This window comes from Streptomyces sp. A0592 (assembly GCF_004795115.1).
Classification (GTDB): Bacteria; Actinomycetota; Actinomycetes; order Streptomycetales; family Streptomycetaceae; genus Streptomyces; species Streptomyces erythrochromogenes.
Genome location: NZ_SSBM01000003.1, coordinates 437264 through 456305, shown reverse-complemented (window position 1 = coordinate 456305; position 19042 = coordinate 437264). Strand labels below are relative to the sequence as shown.

At 71.0% G+C, this 19042-nt stretch carries 18 protein-coding genes; 8 read left to right on the top strand and 10 right to left on the bottom strand.

The features are described 5' to 3' along the window. Positions 1-23 precede the first annotated feature (23 nt). The 3 genes from E6U81_RS07525 to E6U81_RS07515 all read left to right on the top strand — a co-directional run bounded on the left by E6U81_RS07525 (position 24) and on the right by E6U81_RS07515 (position 3780). On the top strand, positions 24-1745 hold the full coding sequence (locus E6U81_RS07525; protein ID WP_136229272.1) for a serine/threonine-protein kinase: 1722 nt from the start codon (positions 24-26) through the stop codon (positions 1743-1745). A gap of 94 nt (positions 1746-1839) precedes the next feature. After that, positions 1840-2847 (top strand): bifunctional lytic transglycosylase/C40 family peptidase, encoded by a 1008-nt coding sequence (locus E6U81_RS07520; protein ID WP_136229338.1) that lies wholly within the window; start codon positions 1840-1842, stop codon positions 2845-2847. A 204-nt stretch (positions 2848-3051) separates the two neighbouring features. Beyond that, positions 3052-3780 (top strand): phosphatase PAP2 family protein, encoded by a 729-nt coding sequence (locus E6U81_RS07515; protein ID WP_136229271.1) that lies wholly within the window; start codon positions 3052-3054, stop codon positions 3778-3780. A gap of 189 nt (positions 3781-3969) precedes the next feature. Here E6U81_RS07515 and E6U81_RS07510 read toward each other — a convergent pair whose 3' ends face one another. Both E6U81_RS07510 and E6U81_RS07505 read right to left on the bottom strand, forming a co-directional pair. Beyond that, a complete protein-coding gene (locus E6U81_RS07510; protein WP_136229270.1) occupies positions 3970-4188 on the bottom strand; it encodes a hypothetical protein in 219 nt (72 codons plus the stop codon). Between the two features lie 63 nt (positions 4189-4251). Further along, positions 4252-4476 carry a hypothetical protein gene (locus E6U81_RS07505; RefSeq protein ID WP_136229269.1) on the bottom strand — a complete coding sequence of 75 codons (225 nt, stop codon included), beginning with the start codon at positions 4474-4476 and terminating at the stop codon, positions 4252-4254. 129 nt (positions 4477-4605) lie between these two features. On the opposite strand from E6U81_RS07505, the gene E6U81_RS07500 reads away from it, so the two are divergent. Together E6U81_RS07500 and E6U81_RS39695 are read left to right on the top strand one after the other, a co-directional pair. Then, the gene (locus E6U81_RS07500) at positions 4606-5439 is read left to right on the top strand and encodes a hypothetical protein (protein ID WP_206309863.1); all 834 of its coding nucleotides are present in this window, start codon (positions 4606-4608) and stop codon (positions 5437-5439) included. A 175-nt stretch (positions 5440-5614) separates the two neighbouring features. Beyond that, on the top strand, positions 5615-5761 hold the full coding sequence (locus E6U81_RS39695; RefSeq protein ID WP_167350610.1) for a hypothetical protein: 147 nt from the start codon (positions 5615-5617) through the stop codon (positions 5759-5761). A 58-nt stretch (positions 5762-5819) separates the two neighbouring features. On the opposite strand, the gene E6U81_RS07495 is transcribed toward E6U81_RS39695, so the two are convergent. Further along, the gene (locus E6U81_RS07495; RefSeq protein ID WP_136229268.1) at positions 5820-6200 is read right to left on the bottom strand and encodes a metal-sensitive transcriptional regulator; all 381 of its coding nucleotides are present in this window, start codon (positions 6198-6200) and stop codon (positions 5820-5822) included. Between the two features lie 196 nt (positions 6201-6396). Between E6U81_RS07495 and E6U81_RS07490 the strand changes: the two genes are divergently transcribed. Both E6U81_RS07490 and E6U81_RS07485 read left to right on the top strand, forming a co-directional pair. Next, on the top strand, positions 6397-7017 hold the full coding sequence (locus tag E6U81_RS07490) for a DUF47 family protein (RefSeq protein WP_136229267.1): 621 nt from the start codon (positions 6397-6399) through the stop codon (positions 7015-7017). A gap of 5 nt (positions 7018-7022) precedes the next feature. Beyond that, a complete protein-coding gene (locus tag E6U81_RS07485) occupies positions 7023-8021 on the top strand; it encodes an inorganic phosphate transporter (protein ID WP_031154209.1) in 999 nt (332 codons plus the stop codon). A 194-nt stretch (positions 8022-8215) separates the two neighbouring features. Here the strand turns inward: E6U81_RS07485 and pstB are convergent, their stop codons facing one another. The 7 genes from pstB to mshD form a co-directional block, all read right to left on the bottom strand. Then, positions 8216-8992, bottom strand: a complete 777-nt coding sequence (gene pstB, locus E6U81_RS07480; protein WP_136229266.1) for a phosphate ABC transporter ATP-binding protein PstB — start codon at positions 8990-8992, stop codon at positions 8216-8218. Positions 8993-9022: 30 nt separating this feature from the next. Then, positions 9023-10105 carry a phosphate ABC transporter permease PstA gene (gene pstA, locus E6U81_RS07475; RefSeq protein ID WP_136229265.1) on the bottom strand — a complete coding sequence of 361 codons (1083 nt, stop codon included), beginning with the start codon at positions 10103-10105 and terminating at the stop codon, positions 9023-9025. Next, positions 10105-11094, bottom strand: coding sequence for a phosphate ABC transporter permease subunit PstC (pstC, locus tag E6U81_RS07470; protein WP_136229264.1), 990 nt, complete (start codon positions 11092-11094; stop codon positions 10105-10107). Before pstC ends, pstA begins: the two co-directional genes overlap by 1 nt. A 140-nt stretch (positions 11095-11234) precedes the next feature. Then, a complete protein-coding gene (pstS, locus tag E6U81_RS07465) occupies positions 11235-12371 on the bottom strand; it encodes a phosphate ABC transporter substrate-binding protein PstS (protein ID WP_136229263.1) in 1137 nt (378 codons plus the stop codon). Positions 12372-12620: 249 nt separating this feature from the next. Further along, on the bottom strand, positions 12621-13580 hold the full coding sequence (locus E6U81_RS07460) for a CHAD domain-containing protein (RefSeq protein ID WP_136229262.1): 960 nt from the start codon (positions 13578-13580) through the stop codon (positions 12621-12623). Then, positions 13561-15876, bottom strand: coding sequence for an RNA degradosome polyphosphate kinase (locus tag E6U81_RS07455; protein WP_240803695.1), 2316 nt, complete (start codon positions 15874-15876; stop codon positions 13561-13563). Before E6U81_RS07455 ends, E6U81_RS07460 begins: the two co-directional genes overlap by 20 nt. Positions 15877-16120: 244 nt before the next feature. Next, entirely contained in the window at positions 16121-17047 is a 927-nt protein-coding gene (mshD, locus tag E6U81_RS07450; RefSeq protein ID WP_136229260.1) for a mycothiol synthase, read from the bottom strand. A 170-nt stretch (positions 17048-17217) separates the two neighbouring features. Here mshD and E6U81_RS07445 point away from each other — a divergent pair, with 170 nt between their 5' ends. Further along, a complete protein-coding gene (locus tag E6U81_RS07445; RefSeq protein ID WP_136229259.1) occupies positions 17218-19035 on the top strand; it encodes a bifunctional metallophosphatase/5'-nucleotidase in 1818 nt (605 codons plus the stop codon). Positions 19036-19042: the final 7 nt, after the last annotated feature.

Here is a 19042-nt window from a genome sequence, read left to right as displayed (position 1 = left end):
GTCGGTGTGGCAGCCTCGTGCGGATGGACGCACTGAGGGGGACCGACCCGGCCCGCATCGGGGAGCACACGCTGCTGGCCAGGCTCGGCGCCGGGGGCATGGGGCAGGTGTACCTCGGGCGCTCGCCCGGCGGGCGGCTGGTCGCGGTCAAGGTGATCCGCGACGAGATCACCGGGCACCCGGAGGCGCTGGCACGGTTCCGGCGGGAGGCCGAGACGGTGCGGGCGGTCAGGTCGGCCTACACGGCGAACCTGATCGACGCCTCGCTCGCGGCCGCGCCGTACTGGCTGGCCACGGAGTACGTGGCCGGACCCACGCTGGCCGGGGCCGTCGCGGCCCGCGGGGCTCTCCCGGTGGGCACCTGCCTGCGGCTGTTCGCGGCCCTGGCCGAGGGGCTGGCGAGCGTCCACGCGTACGGGGTGACGCACCGGGACCTGAAGCCGCAGAACGTCATCCTGGGCGCGCAGGGCCCGCAGCTGATCGACTTCGGCATCGCCAAGGGGGTCGGGGCCACCGCGCTCACCCAGGACGGGCAGGCTCCGGGCACGCCCGGGTTCACGGCGCCGGAGGTACTCGTAGGCGGCAGCACCGCGGTCGGCGGGACCGGGGACGGTGGGACCGGGGACGGCAGGGCGGACGTCTTCGCCCTGGGCGCGACGATGGCGTACGCGGCGACCGGGCGCCCGCCGTACGGGACGGGCGACCCGGCGACGGTGAGCTACCGGGCCGTGCACGAGCCGGTCGACCTGGCCGGGGTGGAGCCGGGCCTGGCGGCGCTGATCGGGGCCTGCGTGGCGAAGGACCCGGCGGCGCGGCCCGGCCTGGCGGAGGTCATCGCCCGGTGCGGGGTACGGGACGCGCTGGTGGACGATCCGCTGTACCTCGGGTTGGGCACGCTGGGCGAGGCCGTGCCGGTGCACGGGATGCGGACGCAGGGGCCGGGTCTCCCGCACGGCTACACGCCGACCGACCACGGGGCCCCGGCTCCGGCCGCCGCCCCGGTGGGGCGCGGGCGGGCGGGCGTGTGGGTGGCGGCCGTGGCGGTGGCCGCGGCCCTGTCGCTGGCTGCCTGGAAGCTGGTTCCGTTCGGCGGGGAGGACGGTGGGGCGGGCCGGGGCGAGGACGCCTCGGCGGGTGCCGCGGGCACGCCCGCCCGGACCCCGGGCGCGGGGGGCGTCGGCGCCGCGCCCTCCCCATCCGCGGGCGCCGCGGGCAAGCCGCCGGCCGAGTACATCGAGGGCAACCGGATCTCGCGCTACTTCTGGCTGCCGTCCACCGACCCGGAGCGCGCGGCGCACGGCACCGGCGCATGCAACCTGGGGCCGGAGCAGAAGCCGCCGGGTGCGGACTTCCAGGCGGGCGCCGAGGTCTCGGGAAGGTCCGTGAAGATCAGCATGCGCGTCAAGTACGCCGAGAACAGCCCGGCCGAACCCGATCCGTACTACGTGTCGGTCGCGGTCAGGGCCCCGCACGACCTCGATCCGCAGACCGGACGGCCGTTCCCGATGGACAACCGGGCCGTGGGCTTCACCAGCAAGCCCCTCGACGTCTACGGCAAGTGGAAGACAGGTGAATACCTGACGCTCACGTATCCGGACGACTTCGCGGAGCACGTGAACGGCAAGACGTACCCCGGCGTGCCCCTGGCCAATGACCCGGGGGACTGGACGCTGGTCTTCTACCACGTCGAGGATGACCCTACGAAGTACGCGAGCATCCACTGCACGGGCTTCCGAGTGGAGTAAGTGGAGTAAGTGGAGTAGCGGATCGGGCGACACGGGCGATTCGCACGTGAAAGCGACGGGCATGGGGGAGGGTTGACGGGTGCGCAGACTCTGGATGGCCGGCGGGATCGGGATCGGGCTGTGTCTGACCTTCGTGGCGCTCCTCGTGGTGGGGACGTACTCGGCGGCGGCGGGGCTCGTGGGCTCGGGTGCCGGCGGCCGTGCCGTGGGCCTGACGAAGGGGGCCGTGCCCGCGAAGTACCAGGCGCTGGTGGAGAAGTGGGGCAACCTGTGCCCGGCCATCAGCCCGCCGCTGCTCGCCGCGCAGCTGTACTCCGAGAGCGGCTGGAACCCGAGCGCCGTCAGCCCGGCGGACGCGCGCGGCATCGCGCAGTTCATCCCGGGCACCTGGGCGGGCCACGGGATCGACGGGGACGGGGACGGGGACCGGGACATCTGGGACCCGAACGACGCGATCCCCTCGGCCGCTTCGTACGACTGCGAGCTGGCCAAGGACGTGCGGAGCGTGCCGGGGGACGCGACGTCGAACATGCTGGCCGCCTACAACGCCGGCGCCTACGCGGTCATCAAGTACGGGGGCGTGCCGCCGTACAAGGAGACCCAGGGGTACGTGAAGGCCATCACCACCCTGGCCAAGAGCTTCGCGCGGCCCGTGGGCCGGGTGGCGCCCTCGCAACAGGCCGCCGGGGCGATCTACTTCGCGCAGAAGCAGCTGGGCACGCCGTACCTGTGGGGCGGCAACGGTACGCCCGACCATGGCGGCCGGTTCGACTGCTCGGGGCTGACCAAGGCCGCGTACGAGACGGTCGGGATCGAGCTGCCGCGCGTGGCCAACGACCAGTACAACGCCGGTCCGCACCCCTCGCGCGACGAACTCCTCCCCGGAGACCTGGTCTTCTTCTCCGATGATCTGACGAACTCCCGGGAGATCCGGCACGTCGGCCTGTACGTGGGCGGCGGATACATGATCAACGCCCCGTTCACCGGGGCGGTCATCCGCTTCGACAAGATCGACACTCCCGACTACTTCGGAGCGACCCGCGTGACGAAGGACGGGGCGGAGTCCCTCCCGGTCCGGGCCGGCGCCGGCGGGCCGTCCTAGCAACTCTCCGTAATGCAAAGGCCCTGAGCTGCGACGACCAGTCACTCTTCGATAACGTTGCCGTGATCATTCGGTGGAGAGTGGAACCCGCTCGTCAGAACGGGCGTTCCATGAACGCGGGGGTTGATCAAGTGGGTGTCGAAGGGGCGCACACCCGGGTGCGCCCGCAGGGGAACCACGGCAAGAGCAAGGGGCCGCGTCACCATGGCTGGACTCACAACAGGTGGGCCGAACGTGGATGTCAGCCTGCTGTACGAGGTCAACGGAGCGGCCCGGCGGGCCCCCGCGTGGCTGGATACCGCCGTGAGCCTGGCCGGTGAGTACGGGATCCTGCTGGCCCTGGTGCTGCTGGTCCTGTGGTGCTGGCGCGGCGCCCGCCGACAGGACGAGTCCGCTGCCGTCGAATCCTTCACCGCGCTGGTGTGGGCCCCCCTCGCCGCAGGCCTGGCCCTGCTCGTGAACGTGCCGCTGCGTGAACTCGTCGGACGGCAGCGCCCGTTCCGCCAGCACGAGGGGCTGCAGGTCCTCGACCCCGGCTGGGGCGTGGGGCTGGGGAACACCGAGTTCTCGTTCGTCAGCGGCCACACCACCGTCGCGATGGCCCTGGGCGTGGGCCTGTTCGTGGCCAACCGGAAGCTCGGGATCCTGGGGATCGGGCTGGCCCTCGCCGAGGGCGTCTGCCGCGTCTACATGGGGGTGAACTACCCGACCGACGTGATCGGCGGGCTCGCGCTGGGCACGGCCGTGGTCCTCGTGCTCGCGCCGCTCGCGCTGGCCCTGCTGAACCCGGTGGTGCGGGCGGTGGCCGGCTCCCGGAGCTTCGGGCGGCTCGTGCGGGCCGGTGACCGGGCACGGCCCCTGCCGGTCGACCTCGCGCAGCCCCACACCCCGCCCGCGGGCCGGCGCCCGCAGGACAAGGACCTCGCCGCCTGACGAAGGGCCGGCCGGGCATGCCCGCGCGGCTCGGCCCGTCGGCCTTCGTCGGTCGGCCTGTCGGCCCGTCGGCCCGTCAGCCCGTCCCGTACGAGTCCCACACGGCGAGCAGCGCGGCCGTCAGCAGGCACAGCGCGGCCACCCCGAAGCACACCCGTACCGCTCGCGGCCGGGGCCGGGGCCGGAGCGTCACTGGTCACCCGCGTCGGTGTCGGCCTCGCGGCGGTAGCGGGAGCGCAGCCACAGCCCGGTGGCCAGGGCGGCTGCCGAGGTGAGCCCGATGGCCAGGGCCACGTCGGCCGGGCTGTCCGCCGAGCCCACGGGTCTGGCCCAGGCCGCGGCGGCCGGGGCGAACGCGAGGAGCAGGGCCCAGAGGAGGGCCGCAAGGCGGGCTGCGGAACCTGGCATGAGTCAAGGGCATCCGCTGCGGCGCCCCCCGGCCAGCCGGGCCGTCCGAACGGGCGAGAGCCGTCAGGCGGTGTCCGCGGCCTCGTGGCCGGCGGCGTCCTTGCGGGCCAGGTCGCGGGAGCGCCGGGCCGGGCCCTTCCAGCCGCAGGAACAGACGGCCAGGCAGAACGATCCGCGGTCGGCGGTGGAGGTGGTGTGGGTGGTCGTCGTCCGGGGCTGCGACTGCGGCCGCGGGGGCGGTACGGAGTCGAGCGGAGGGACCGGTGTCGCGTCGATGTGCGGTTCCACTTCTCCACGGTACCCGGGGCCGGCGGGGGCGGGGAGGGTGCCCCCGTGACGGGAGACCCGGGGCCTCGTTAAGCGGAGCGGGTGGGGACCTCGGGCAAGCAGCGGTCATGCGTTGGGGGTTGGCAGGCGATGGTGGTTCACCGGCACAAGAGGCTGCGCGGGCGCGCGGCCGAGGTGGTGCTCGCCGCCGGAGTCACCCTGGCGGTCACGGCGACGAGCGGGTGCGCCGGAGGCGACGGAAGCGACGACCGGTCCCCGGCGGAAGCGGCCTCGGTGGTCCGCGGGGCCGCCGACGCCCTGGCGCGCACGGGCAGCGCCCGGGCCCGTACGGCCATGGAGATGGCCACGGGCGGGACCCGGGTCACCATCCGCGGTGAGGGCGGTGTCGACTTCAAGAAGCGGATGGGGCAGCTCCTGGTCCTGCTCCCGGCCGATGTGAAGGGCGAGGACGAGCACCGGCCCATCACCGAGCTCCTCGTGCCCGGCGCGCTCTACATGAAGAACCGCGGAGCGGGCGTTCCCGCCGACAAGTGGGTGCGGGTCGACACGACGACCCTCGCCGACGGGAACCTGGTCACCGGCGGGGCCACCGACCCGCTGATCGCGGCCGAGCTGCTGCGGGCCGCGCAGGAGGTGACGTACGTCGGGGAGACCGAGGTGGCGGGCACGAAGGTGCGGCACTACCGGGGGACCACCGACATCGGGCGGGCCGCGGCGAGTGCGCCGGCGGAGATGCGCGGGGCGCTGGCGGCCGCGGCGAAAGGGTTCAGCAAGGACACGGTGCCCTTCGACGCGTACCTGGACGAGGAGGGGCGGCTGCGGAAGGTCAGGCACCGCTTCACCTATGTCAACAATGGCGTGATCGATGTGTCATCGACCACGCTGCTGTACGGATTCGGGACGCCGGTGACCGTCGTATTGCCCGCGAGCAGGGACATTTACGCCGGAAAGATCGCCGACTAGTGGGGCGGGCGGTCCGGGGGCGGCGCGATCGGGCCATGGCCGGGTATCCGGAAATGGTCCATCCGTGTCATGCGGGGGGACGGGCGTCCTCCCTACGCTGAGGAGCCGGGCGCCGGCAAGTGGTGCGGCATGACCGACGACGGCCGGTGGCCGGTGGCAGACAGAGGTGACACGCGTGACTCCCGCAGGCGGTACGACGGTGCAGGACCACGTGGCGCTCGCCGAGATCGAACTGTGCGGTGAGCTGATCATCGCAGCCTCCGCGGCCGCCGAGGACCGGCTGAGCCTGGACCGCATCGACGAGGTCCTGCTCGGCCGCTAGACCGCGGGGTGCCGCTCGGGGCCCCGCACCGCGACATCCGGCGGCGGGGCCGGGCGGCTCAGGTGCGCAGGAGCCGCGCGATGGCCTTGGTGGCCTCCTCGACCTTGGCGTCGATCTCGGCCCCGCCCCTGACCGCGGCGTCGGCCACGCAGTGGCGCAGGTGCTCCTCCAGCAGCTGGAGCGCGAAGGACTGGAGCGCCTTCGTGCTCGCCGAGACCTGGGTGAGTATGTCGATGCAGTAGACGTCCTCGTCGACGAGCCGCTGGAGGCCGCGGATCTGCCCCTCGATCCGGCGCAGTCGCTTGAGGTGCTCGTCCTTCTGGTGGTGGTAGCCGTGGACGGCTCCGGCCCCGGCCTCGACCCCGGCGTCGTGGGAGGTGCCCGGGGTGGCCGCCGTACCGGACGGGGCTCCGGAGCCCTCCGCCTCGATGGTCGTCATAGGTCCTCCCGTGGTCCGGAACGAGGGGGATGTATACCCCTCATGGGTATAGGATACCGGGCTCGCGCCCGACGGGCAGGGGCCCGTGGTCCTCACTCTGCCTGATGGAGGACACTGGGGAACGGCCGGTTAGCCGTGGCCGGGGGATGCGCCTAGCATCAGCCTGACCGAATCCGATGCACCCCGAGGACCTCACGTGCGATTTCGTCTGACCCCCAGGGAGACGAGCTTCTACGACATGTTCGCCGCATCCGCGGACAACATCGTCACGGGCTCCAAGCTCCTGATGGAACTGCTCGGAGCGGACATGTCCGCCCGGGCCGAGATCGCGGAACGGATGCGGGCGGCGGAGCACGCGGGGGACGACGCGACCCACGCGATCTTCCACCAGCTGAACTCCTCCTTCATCACGCCGTTCGACCGCGAGGACATCTACTCCCTGGCGTCGTCGCTCGACGACATCATGGACTTCATGGAGGAGGCCGTCGACCTCGTCGTCCTCTACAACGTCGAAGAGCTCCCCAAGGGTGTCGAGCAGCAGATCGAGGTCCTGGCGCGGGCGGCCGAGCTGACCGCCGAGGCCATGCCGCACCTGCGGACGATGGACAACCTCACCGAGTACTGGATCGAGGTCAACCGGCTGGAGAACCAGGCGGACCAGATCCACCGCAAGCTGCTCGCGCACCTCTTCAACGGCAAGTACGACGCCATCGAGGTGCTGAAGCTCAAGCAGATCGTCGACGTGCTCGAAGAGGCGGCCGACGCGTTCGAGCACGTCGCGAACACGGTGGAGACCATCGCGGTCAAGGAGTCCTGAACCTCGTGGACACCTTCGCTCTGGTCGTGACCATCGGTGTCGCGCTCGGTTTCACGTATACGAACGGTTTCCACGACTCGGCGAACGCGATCGCGACCTCGGTCTCGACGCGTGCGCTGACCCCGCGCGCCGCCCTCGCGATGGCCGCGGTGATGAACCTCGCCGGTGCCTTCCTGGGCAGCGGGGTGGCCAAGACGGTCAGCCAGGGTCTGATCGAGACGCCGCACGGTTCCACGGGCATGTGGATCCTCTTCGCGGCGCTGGTCGGCGCGATCGTCTGGAACCTGATCACCTGGTACTTCGGCCTGCCCTCGTCCTCCTCGCACGCCCTCTTCGGCGGCATGGTGGGCGCGGCCCTGGCCGGCGGCACGGAGGTGATCTGGTCGGGCGTGGTCGACAAGGTCGTCATCCCGATGTTCGTCTCGCCGGTCGTCGGCCTGGTCGTCGGCTACCTGGTGATGGTGGTCATCCTGTGGATGTTCCGCCGGTCCAACCCGCACAAGGCCAAGCACGGCTTCCGTATCGCCCAGACGGTGTCGGCGGCGGCGATGGCGCTCGGCCACGGCCTGCAGGACGCGCAGAAGACGATGGGCATCGTCGTGATGGCCCTGGTCATCGCCGACGTGCAGACCTCCGACGCGCCGATCCCGGTGTGGGTCAAGGTCGCGTGTGCCGTGATGCTGTCGCTGGGTACGTACGCGGGTGGCTGGCGCATCATGCGCACGCTCGGCCGCAAGATCATCGAACTGGACCCGCCGCAGGGCTTCGCGGCGGAGACCACCGGCGCCTCGATCATGTTCGGCTCGGCCTACCTGTTCCACGCGCCGATCTCCACCACCCACGTGATCACCTCGGCGATCATGGGTGTGGGTGCGACGAAGCGCGTCAACGCGGTGCGCTGGGGTGTCGCCAAGAACATCATCCTGGGCTGGTTCATCACCATGCCGGCCGCGGCGCTGGTCGCGGCGATCAGCTTCTGGATCGTGAACCTGGCCTTCGGCTAGCGGTGCTGCCGCCCCCTGCCGGGGGTCCGGGGGTCGTCCCCCGGGGGATGCAGCATCGCCATGCCGGCCGCGGCGCCGCACGGACACGAAAGCGGGCCGGCTCCCCCCACCCAGGGGGAGCCGGCCCTCTTTCTTTCTTCCGCCCTTGCGGTGGCACCGCCATGCAGCACCGCAGGACGCTCTCACATCTCGCTCTAGCCGAAGCGGCCCGAGATGTAGTCCTCGGTCGCCTGCACGGACGGGTTCGAGAAGATCCGGTCCGTGTCGTCGATCTCGATGAGCTTGCCGGGCTGGCCGACCGCCGCGAGGTTGAAGAAGGCGGTGCGGTCGGAGACGCGGGCGGCCTGCTGCATGTTGTGCGTCACGATGACGATCGTGAAGCGCTCCTTGAGCTCGCCGATCAGGTCCTCGATCGCCAGGGTGGAGATCGGGTCGAGGGCCGAGCAGGGCTCGTCCATCAGCAGGACCTGGGGCTCGACCGCGATGGCGCGGGCGATGCACAGCCGCTGCTGCTGGCCGCCGGAGAGGCCCGAGCCGGGCTTGCCCAGGCGGTCCTTGACCTCGTTCCAGAGGTTGGCGCCCTGGAGGGAGCGCTCGACGATGTCGTTCAGCTCGGACTTCTTGAAGCTGCCGTTCAGCCGCAGGCCCGCCGCCACGTTGTCGAAGATCGACATGGTGGGGAAGGGGTTCGGGCGCTGGAAGACCATGCCGACCGTGCGGCGGACCGCGACGGGGTCCACGCCGGCGCCGTACAGGTTCTCGTCGTCCAGCATCACCTTGCCCTCGACGCGGCCGCCGGGGGTGACCTCGTGCATGCGGTTCAGGGTGCGCAGGAAGGTGGACTTGCCGCAGCCGGAGGGGCCGATGAAGGCCGTCACCGAGCGGGGTTCGACGGTCATCGAGATGTCGTCGATGGCCTTGTGGTTGCCGTAGAAGGCGGACAGTCCGCTGACGTCGATTCGCTTCGCCATGAGGGGTCACTTCGCTTTCATACAGTCGCGTCAGCGACCGGTCTTCGGGGCCTTCCAGCGGGCGATGCCGCGGGCCACCAGATTGAGGATCATGACGAAGGCGATCAGGACGAGCGCTGCGGCCCATGCCCGGTCGTAGGAGGCGTCACTGCCGACCTTGTACTGCTCCCAAATGTAGAGCGGGAGCGAGGACTGGGCGCCTTCGAAAGGGTTGCCGTTGATCAGCTGGGTACCGAAGACCAGCAGCATGATCGGGGCGGTCTCACCGGCGATGCGGGCGACGGCCAGCATCAGACCGGTGGCGATGCCGCCGATGGCGGTGGGGAGGACGACCTTCAGGATCACGCGCCACTTCGGCACGCCGAGGGCCAGGGCGGCCTCGCGCAGCTCGTTCGGGACGAGCTTGAGCATCTCCTCGGTGGAGCGGACCACGACGGGCATCATCAGGATCGACAGGGCCATCGCGCCGGCGAAGCCGGAGGGCCCGAAGCCGAGGGCCAGGTTCCAGGTCGTCAGGATGAACAGGCCCGCGACGATGGAGGGGATGCCGGTCATGACGTCGACGAAGAAGGTCACGGCCTTGGCGAGCGTGCCCTTGCCGTACTCGACGAGGTAGACGGCGGTCAGCAGGCCGATCGGCGCCGCGATCAGGGTGGCGAGGGCGATCTGCTCGATGGTGCCGAGCAGCGCGTGGTAGACGCCGCCGCCCTCCTCGAAGCTGGTCACGCCGTTCATCGAGTGCGTCAGGAAGTCGCCGCTGAAGACCTCGATGCCGCGGCTGACGGTGGTCCAGATCAACGAGAGCAGCGGGATGACGGCGAGGACGAAGGAGACCCACACGACGGAGGTCGCGATGCGGTCCTTGGCCTGGCGGCGGTTCTCGATCACCGCGCTGGCGGTGTACGTGATCACGAGGAACAGGAGGGCGGCGATCAGACCCCACTGGATCTTGCTGTCGAGGCCGAAGGCGACGCCGGTGCCGCTGCCGAGGGCGATCGAGAGGACCGCGATGCCGGCCGGGGCCCAGCGGGGCAGGCCGCCCCGGGTCAGGCTGGTGGGTGCGGCGGACCGGGGGGCCCGCGAGGGCCGGTGGTCCTGGAGTGCGTGGCTCATCAGGCGTTCGCCCCCGAGAAGTCCTTGCGGCGAGCGATGATCAGGCGAGCTGCACCGTTGACCAGCAGGGTGAGCAGGAAGAGGACCAGGCCGGAGGCGATCAGCGCGTCCCGGCCGAACTCGTTGGCCTCGTCGAACTTCGCGGCGATGTTCTGTGCGAACGTGCCGCCGCCCGGGTCGAGGATGTGGCCGGAGATCAGGAAGCTGGGCGAGAGGACGGTGGCGACGGCCATGGTCTCGCCGAGCGCGCGGCCGAGGCCGAGCATCGAGGCGGAGATGACGCCGGAGCGGCCGAAGGGCAGCACGGACATCCGGATGACCTCCCAGCGGGTCGCGCCGAGGGCCAGGGCGGCCTCCTCGTTCATGCGCGGGACCTGGAGGAAGACCTCGCGGCTGACGCTGGTCACGATCGGCAGGATCATGATCGCGAGCAGGATGCCGACGGTGAAGAGCGAGCGTGCGACGCCGACCTGGGTCTTGTCGAAGACGTAGGTCCAGCCCAGGTACTCGTCGAGCCAGAGGTTCAGGCCGGCCAGCTGCGGGACGAGGAAGAGGGCGCCCCAGATGCCGTAGATGATCGACGGTACGGCAGCCAGCAGGTCGACCACGTAGGCGATCGGCGCGGCGAGCCTGCGCGGCGCGTAGTGCGAGATGAAGAGGGCGATGCCGACGGCGATCGGAACCGCGATGGCCATCGCGATGATCGAGCTGACGACGGTGCCGAAGAGCAGGACGGCGATGCCGAAGACGGGCGGGTTGGCCGAGGCGTTCCAGTCGAAGGTGGTGAGGAAGTTCCCCTCGTTCTTCGACAGTGCGATCGAGGCGCGGTAGGTGAGGAAGACGGCGATCGACGCCATGATCACCAGGAGCAGGATGCCGGAGCCCTTGGAGAGCCCGGCGAAGATCTTGTCACCGGCGCGGCCGGTGGATCCCTTGCTCATGGAGACCGGCGGAGCCGTGTCTATCTGGGTGGGTGTGGTGGAAGCCATGGTCTTTCCGGTCTGTGTGGGGGGCAGGCCCCCTGGCGGCGGTGCACCGGATTCCCCCGGGTGGAGGGGAAGGGGCTCCGGGGCCGGTCCGCCCGGTCCCCGGACGGGGGGAGGGGCGGACCGGGCCTCGGAGCTGAGGACTAGCTCAGCGAGTTGATGACCTCGCGGACCTTGGCGTTGATCTCGGCCGGGATCGGCGCGTAGCCGTTCTCGAGGAGGATCTTCTGGCCCGCGTCGGACGCGGTGTAGTTCAGGAAGGACTTGACGGTCGGCAGGGTCTCCGCCTTGTTGCCCTTGTCGCAGACGACCTCGTAGGTGACCAGGACGATCGGGTACGCGCCCTCGGCCTTGGTGGTGTAGTCGAGCTTGAGGGCGAGGTCCGAGCCGGTGCCCGCGACCTTGGCGGCGGCGATGGCCTTGGAGGCGTTCTCGCCGGTGGCCTTGACCGGGGCGGCGGCGCCCGTGTTCAGGTCGACCGTCTTGATGCCCTGGGCGCTGGCGTAGGAGAGCTCGAAGTAGCCGATGGCGCCGTCGACCTGCTTGACCTGGGTCGCGACACCGGAGGAGCCGGAGGCGCCGAGGCCGCCCGGGGCCGGCCACTTCTTCGCGGCCTCGTAGGGCCACGCGTCACCGGCGGTGGCCTTGAGGTACTTGCCGAGGTTCTCGGTGGTGCCCGAGTCCTCGGAGCGGTGGAAGTGCTGGATCGCGGTGGAGGGGAGCGTGACGCCGGGGTTGAGCTTCTTGATCGCCTCGTCGTCCCACTTCTTGATCTTGTCGTTGAAGATGTTGGCGACCGTGGCCGCGTCGAGGTTCAGCTTGTCCACACCCGCGACGTTGAAACCAAGGGCGATCGGGCCGCCGACCATCGGCAGGTCGATGCCCTGGCCGCCGGTGCAGATCTTCTTCGACTCCTCGACCTGCTCCGGCTTCAGCGCCGAGTCGGAGCCGGCGAAGCCGACGGTGCCCTGGTTGAAGGCGACGATGCCCTCACCGGACGAGGAGGACTTGTAGTTCACCTCGACGCCGGAGCAGGCGGCCATGTAGTTCTTCACCCACAGGTCGACCGCGTTCTTCTGCGCGGAGGAGCCGGAGGCGAGCAGCTTGCCCTTGGCGCCCTCGCACTTGATGTCGCCCGCGGCCGGAGCGGCGGCCTTGGACGCGCCGTCGCCGGTCTTGGTGTTGTCGTCCGAGCCGCACGCCGTGAGGACCAGGGCGCCGGACACGACAAGCGCACCGAGGGCGGAGGCACGAAGCATGTTCTTGCGCTGAAGCTTCACTTTCGGGTGTTCCTTCCAGAAGCCGCCGGCCGCTTTCCGTTCGTACCGGGCGGCGTGCGAAGAGGACTACTACGTCGGGTGCCCGGTCCGGCCGCTCCGTCTGCGGGCGCCTTCTCCGTGCACGACCGAAATTAGGCAGAACAGGTGAAGCAGCCGACCGGCCCGAGTGAACGGACGGTGAACCGTGGCGGACGACCCGGTGCGTTCCGGGGCGTCCGCACACGCTTGCCATCATCCGTTATCCCGCCGTTACCGTGGTGTGATGGCGGGCTCCCGCAGCCACAGGTGCTGGAAGTCTGCCCGGGCCGCCTCGACCTCGTGCCGCTGGTCGGCGTGCAGGACGCCCAGGGCGTAGGCCGTCGCCGGGGCGATGCGCGGGGTGCGGGCCGCCGTGGCGGAGGCGGCGGCGGCCTCGGCGGCGTCGCGGTGGCGGTCCAGGGCCTCGCCCGCGGCCGCCGGCCGGGTGACGTCCTCGCCGAGGACCTCCCGCGCGTAGCGGTGGATGCGCAGGAGGCGGCGCACCTCGTGCCAGAGGCCGTCGTGGTCCGCGTCGTACGGACTCGGCGCCGCCTCGCAGCCGCTGATCGGCGGCAGTGCCGAGACCGCGGCCGACAGGCGGGTTTCGGCCACGGCCGCGAGCGGTACGAGGACCTCCGCGACCCGTCCGCGGGCCGCGACGGCGTCGAGCGGGACCTCGGAGGCCAGCACGGCCACCGCGTCCGCCACGGCGTGGAAGCGGGACGAGCCGAGCGCCTGGAGGGTGGCCGAGTGGGCGCGCGTACGGGCCAGGGTCAGCTGGCGGTCCAGCAGTGCGCCCGCGCGCGCCGAGCCCACCGTCAGTGCGCCGGCCGAGCCGCGCGGGGCGGGGAGGTCCGGGGACCCGGACAGCCGGTGCAGTGCGTCCATGAGCCGGGCCAGCCGGGCGGCGTACGCGTGCTCGTCGGCCAGGGTCGAGGACAGCCACACCAGCTCGGCGCGCAGTCTGTCGGCCCAGGACGACTCGGTCACCACCCGGAACGTGGCCAGTGATCCGCTGATGCGGCGCGCGGCCCCCCGCAGGCTGCGCGCCGCGTCGCTGCTCTCCGCGGCGTCGGCCCCGCTCTCCTCATGCAGGCGAAGGCCTCGCAGGAAGGCCGTGGCCTGCGAGCGCAGGTACGTGCCGAGCACGTCACCCGCGTCCGCCACAGGGTCATGGTTTGGCTGAGCCACGCCGGCGCCTCCGGGCGTCTATGAGCGTCTCCTGTACGTGCCGCAGCGGCTGGCCGTCCGCGTCCGTGCTGTGCCGTGTCCATTCACCGTCCGGGCCCAGGTGCCAGGAGGAGGTGGAGTCGGACATGCCGGTTTCCAGCATCCGGTCCAGTGCCGCGCGGTGGGCCGGGTCGGCGACCCTGACCAGTGCCTCGATACGGCGGTCGAGGTTGCGGTGCATCATGTCGGCGCTGCCGATCCACACCTCGGGCTCGCCGCCGTTGCCGAAGGCGAAGACCCGGGAGTGTTCGAGGAAGCGGCCGAGGATCGAGCGGACCCGGATGTTGTCCGAGAGTCCGGGGACGCCGGGGCGCACGGCGCAGATGCCGCGCACCCAGATGTCGACGGGCACTCCCGCCTGGGAGGCCCGGTAGAGCGAGTCGATGAGGGCCTCGTCGACGATCGAGTTCATCTTCAGGCGCACGTACGCGGGGCGGCCGGCCCTGTGGTGGGCGGCCTCCTTGTCGATCCGTGCGATCAGTCCGTCGCGCAGCGAGCGGGGCGCGACCATCAGCCGGCGGTAGGTCTCGCGGCGCGAGTAGCCGGACAGCCGGTTGAACAGGTCGGAGAGGTCCGCGCCGACCTGCGGGTCGGCGGTGAGCAGGCCGAGGTCCTCGTAGAGCCGGGCGGTCTTGGGGTGGTAGTTGCCGGTGCCGACGTGGGCGTAGCGGCGCAGCTGGTCGCCCTCCTGGCGGACGACGAGCGACAGCTTGCAGTGGGTCTTGAGGCCGACGAGCCCGTAGACGACGTGGCAGCCGGACTCCTCCAGCTTGCGCGCCCACTTGATGTTGGCCTGCTCGTCGAAGCGGGCCTTGATCTCGACGAGGACGAGGACCTGCTTGCCGGATTCGGCGGCGTCGATCAGGGCGTCCACGATGGGGGAGTCGCCGGAGGTGCGGTAGAGCGTCTGCTTGATGGCGAGGACGTCCGGGTCGGCGGCGGCCTGCTCCAGGAAGGCCTGGACCGAGGTGGAGAACGAGTCGTACGGGTGGTGCAGCAGGACGTCCCGCTCGCGCAGGGCGGCGAAGATGTCGGGCGCGTGCGCGGACTCGACCTCGGCGAGGTCCCGGTGGGTGCCGGCGACGAACTTCGGGTACTTGAGCTCGGGCCGGTCCAGGGAGGCGATCCCGAAGAGGGCGGTCAGGTCCAGGGGCCCGGGCAGCGGGTACACCTCGGAGGCGTTGACGTTCAGCTCCTGCACGAGGAGGTCCAGGACGCCGGGGTCGATGGACTCCTCGACCTCCAGGCGCACCGGCGGGCCGAAGCGGCGCCGCATGAGCTCCTTCTCCAGGGCCTGGAGAAGGTTCTCGGCGTCGTCCTCCTCCACCTCCAGGTCCTCGTTGCGGGTCACGCGGAACATGTGGTGCGCGAGCACCTCCATGCCCGGGAACAGCTCCTCCAGGTGCGCGGCGATGACGTCCTCCAGCGGGACGTAGCGCTGCGGGGAGGCCTCCAGGAAGCGGGAGAGGATCGGCGGGACCTTGACCCGGGCGAAGTGGCGGTGGCCGCTGACGGGGTTGCGTACGACCACGGCCAGGTTCAGGGAGAGGCCGGAGATGTACGGGAAGGGGTGCGCGGGGTCCACGGCCAGCGGAGTCAGCACCGGGAAGATCTGGTTCCGGAACAGCGTGAAGAGGCGGGCCTGCTCCTTCTCGGTGAGGTCGGGCCAGCGGATCAGGTGGACGCCCTCCTCGGCCAGGGCCGGGGAGATGTCCTGCTGGAAGCAGGCGGCGTGGCGGGCCATGAGTTCGCGCGAGCGCGTCCAGATGAGGTCCAGCACCTCGCGGGGCTGCAGGCCGGAGGCCGATCGGGTGGCGACACCCGTCGCGATACGCCGTTTGAGGCCGGCCACGCGGACCATGAAGAACTCGTCGAGGTTGCTCGCGAAGATCGCCAGGAAGTTCGCGCGCTCCAGGAGCGGGGTCGTCGGGTCCTCGGCGAGCTCCAGCACCCGCTCGTTGAAGGCGAGCCAGCTGCGCTCCCGGTCGAGGAAGCGGTCCGGGGGGAGCTCCCCGCCGTCCTTGTCGTCGTAGGCGTCCAGGTCGGCGTCGAGATCGGGGTCGAGGCCGATGTGCGGGCGGTGCGCGGCGATGGAGCCTATGCGGGCGTGGGCCGCGGCGACGGGGGCCTGGGCGGCGGCCTTGCTGGCGGCCTTGCCTGTCGCCTTGCCGGTCGCCTTGTCGGCGGCGGAGGCGGACGTGTGAGACGGGTGCTGGGCGGGGACCTCGGTGGGACCGGCGCTGGGCTTGTGACTCATGACTCCATTCTTCCGCGCAAGCGGCAGGACAGGCGCGTCGGACGGGTCTGCCGTCAGTCGGAGTCGGGGCTGCATTGGGGGAGAGTCGCAAGCGCTTCTGAATGCCCGGTTAATGGCGCATGGCTTCCCGGCTCCGGCTGGCGCACGAGTGCCTCCCGGGGGCGCGGGTGGGGCGCGGTTGCCGGGGGCCGCCCCCGGACCCCCCGCGCCCCTTGCGCCGGCCGGCGCAGGACCCGCCGGCGGGTCAGCTCTCCGTGCGGTACATCAGGTCGACCTCGTGGGTGGTGAAGCCGAGGCCCTCGTAGACGGCGAGGGCCGCCGGGTTGTCGGCGTCGACGTAGAGCATGGCCGTCGGCAGGCCCTGGGCCGCCAGGTGCTGGAGGCCGATCGCGGTGAGGGCCTTGCCGAGGCCGCCGCCCTGGGCGCCGGGCAGGACGCCGACCACGTAGACCTCGCCGAGCTGCTGTTCCGCGTGGACCTTCGTCCAGTGGAAGCCGACGAGCTCGCCGTCGCGCTCGGCGAGGAAGAAGCCCTTGGCGTCGAACCAGGGCTGCGCGATCCGGTCGTCGAGGTCGCGCTGGGTGAGCGAGCCCTGCTCGGGGTGGTGGGCGAAGGCGGCCGCGTTCGCCGCGAGCCAGGCCGCGTCGTCGGTTCCGGGCAGGAAGGCCCGTACGGTCACGCCGGGCGGGAGCACCGGATCCGGCAGCGGGGCGCCTTCGGCCAGGGGCCGGCGCAGCTGGCGCAGCTCGCGGAAGAGGGTCAGGCCGAGCACCTGGGCGAGGTGCCGGGCGGCGGACTTGCCGCCGTGGGCCCATACCCGCAGCCGCTTGCCGGAGGCGGCCAGCAGGGCCATGCCCATCGCCCGGCCGTGGCCGCGGCCGCGCAGTGCCGGGTGGACCACCAGTTCGGCGGCCGGGGCCTCCACCGGGTCGGTGTCCTCCAGTTGCCCGTACGCGGCGAGCCGGCCGGCGTCGGTGAGCAGGAAGTGCCGGATCCCCGGGCGCGGTCCTCCGCGCAGCTGGAGCCTTCCCTGTTCGGACACGGCGGTGGTGCCGTCCGTACGCGCCGCGTCCTCGATCAGGTCGAGGACGGCGTCGGCCTGTTCCCCCGTCAGCTCGTCGAGGGTCTGAATCTGCCGTCCCGGCTCCGGGGCCGCGCTTGCGTCAGTCATGGAACGAGCCTACGACCGTCCGGGCCGCCGAGCGGAGTACGGGCACGGGGTCGGGCCTTCTTCTGCGTGTAACCAACGCGATACCCGTTACCCCCTGGTAGAGCTACGCGCGTTGACCATAGGCTTCGGCGGACCTCCCGAGCAGTATCGCTGTCCACAAAGGGGACTAAATGTCAGCGACGCCACAACGGCACCGCCGAACCCGCCGGTTGACCTTCGCCGCCCTCGCCGTCACGGCCGGGGCCGGCGCGATGGTGGCCGCCGCACTGCCGGCCGGAGCCGCGAGTGGTGGCGGTGCGGCCAAGAGCCGGACCGTCGATGTGCAGATGCTGTCGTTCAACGACTTCCACGGCACCCTGGAGCCCCCGCAGGGGTCCTCCGGCACCGTGACCGAACGTCAGGCCGACGGCACCACCAAGGCCATACCCGCGGGCGGGGTCGAGTACCTCGCGACCGCCCTGCGCGAGGCCCGCAAGGGCCACGAGTACTCCGTCACCGCAGCGGCCGGCGACATGATCGGCGGCAGCCCGATGCTGTCCGGGCTCTTCCACGACGAGCCGAGCATCGAGGCGCTGAACAAGCTGGGGCTGAATGTCTCCAGCGTCGGCAACCACGAGTTCGACGAGGGCAAGACCGAGCTGCGCCGCATGGCGTACGGCGGCTGCCACCCGGTCGAGGGCTGCTACGAGTTCGGCAAGGAGTTCACGGGCTCCACCTTCCAGTACCTCGCCGCGAACGTCACGGACGAGAAGACCAAGCGCCCCCTGATGTCGCCCACCTACGTGTGGAAGAAGGGCGACGTGAAGATCGGCTTCATCGGCGTCACCCTGGAGGGCACTCCGGACGTCGTGACCGCCGAGGGCGTCAAGGGCCTCAAGTTCGGCGACGAGATCGAGACGATCAACAAGTACGCCGCCGAGCTGAACAAGCAGGGCGTGAAGTCGATCGTCGCCCTGATCCACGAGGGCGGTCTGCCCGCGAACGGCGCGTACAACTACGACTGCGACGTCCCGGGCGCCGGCGCCGGCATCTCGGGCGCGATCGTGGACATCGCCAAGAACGTGGACGCCAAGGTCGATGCGCTGGTCACCGGCCACACGCACCAGGCGTACGCCTGCAACATCCCCGACCCGGCGGGCAACCCGCGCGCGGTGACCTCGGCGGCCTCCATCGGCCGTCTGTTCACGGACACCACGCTCACCTACGACCGGCAGACCAAGGACATCGTCCGTACGCCGATCAGCTCGCCCAAGCCGGTCAACAAGGTCGTCCACCGCGACCAGCCCAAGGCTGCGGACATGACCGAGCTGATCGGTCGCTGGAACGCCCTCGCGGCCCCGATCGCCAACCGTCCGCAGGGGTTCATCTCGGCGGACATCCCGGGCCGCGGCTCGGCCGAGCCCGAGAAGCCGCTCGGCGACCTGATCGCCGACGCCCAGCTGGAGGCGCTCGCCCCGGCGGACAAGGGCGGCGCGCAGCTGGCCATCATGAACCCGGGCGGCATCCGCTCGGACCTCGCCTACAAGGCCTCGGGGGCCGAGGGCGACGGTGTCGTGACCTACGGCGAGTCCTTCACGGTCCAGCCGTTCACCAACATGATGAACATCGTGGACCTGACCGGCGCGCAGCTGATCACCGCGCTCCAGCAGCAGGTCAGCGGCCCGGTCAACGGGGTCAGCCCGAAGATCCTGCAGGTGTCGAAGGGCTTCACCTACACCCTCGACATGACGAAGGCCGGTGCCGACCGCATCGTCGTGGACTCGGTCAGGCTCAACGGTGCCGCGATCGACCCCGCCAAGACCTACCGGGTCGCGATGAACGAGTTCCTCGCGGGCGGCGGTGACGGCTTCACCGTCCTGAAGGAGCACAAGAACAAGCTCGTGGGCGCGTCCGACCTGGACTGCTTCAACGCCTACCTGACGAACAACTCCTCGGCGTCCGCGCCGATCGCCCCGCCGGCGGCGAACCGGATCACCGTCATCAAGTAGCACTCGC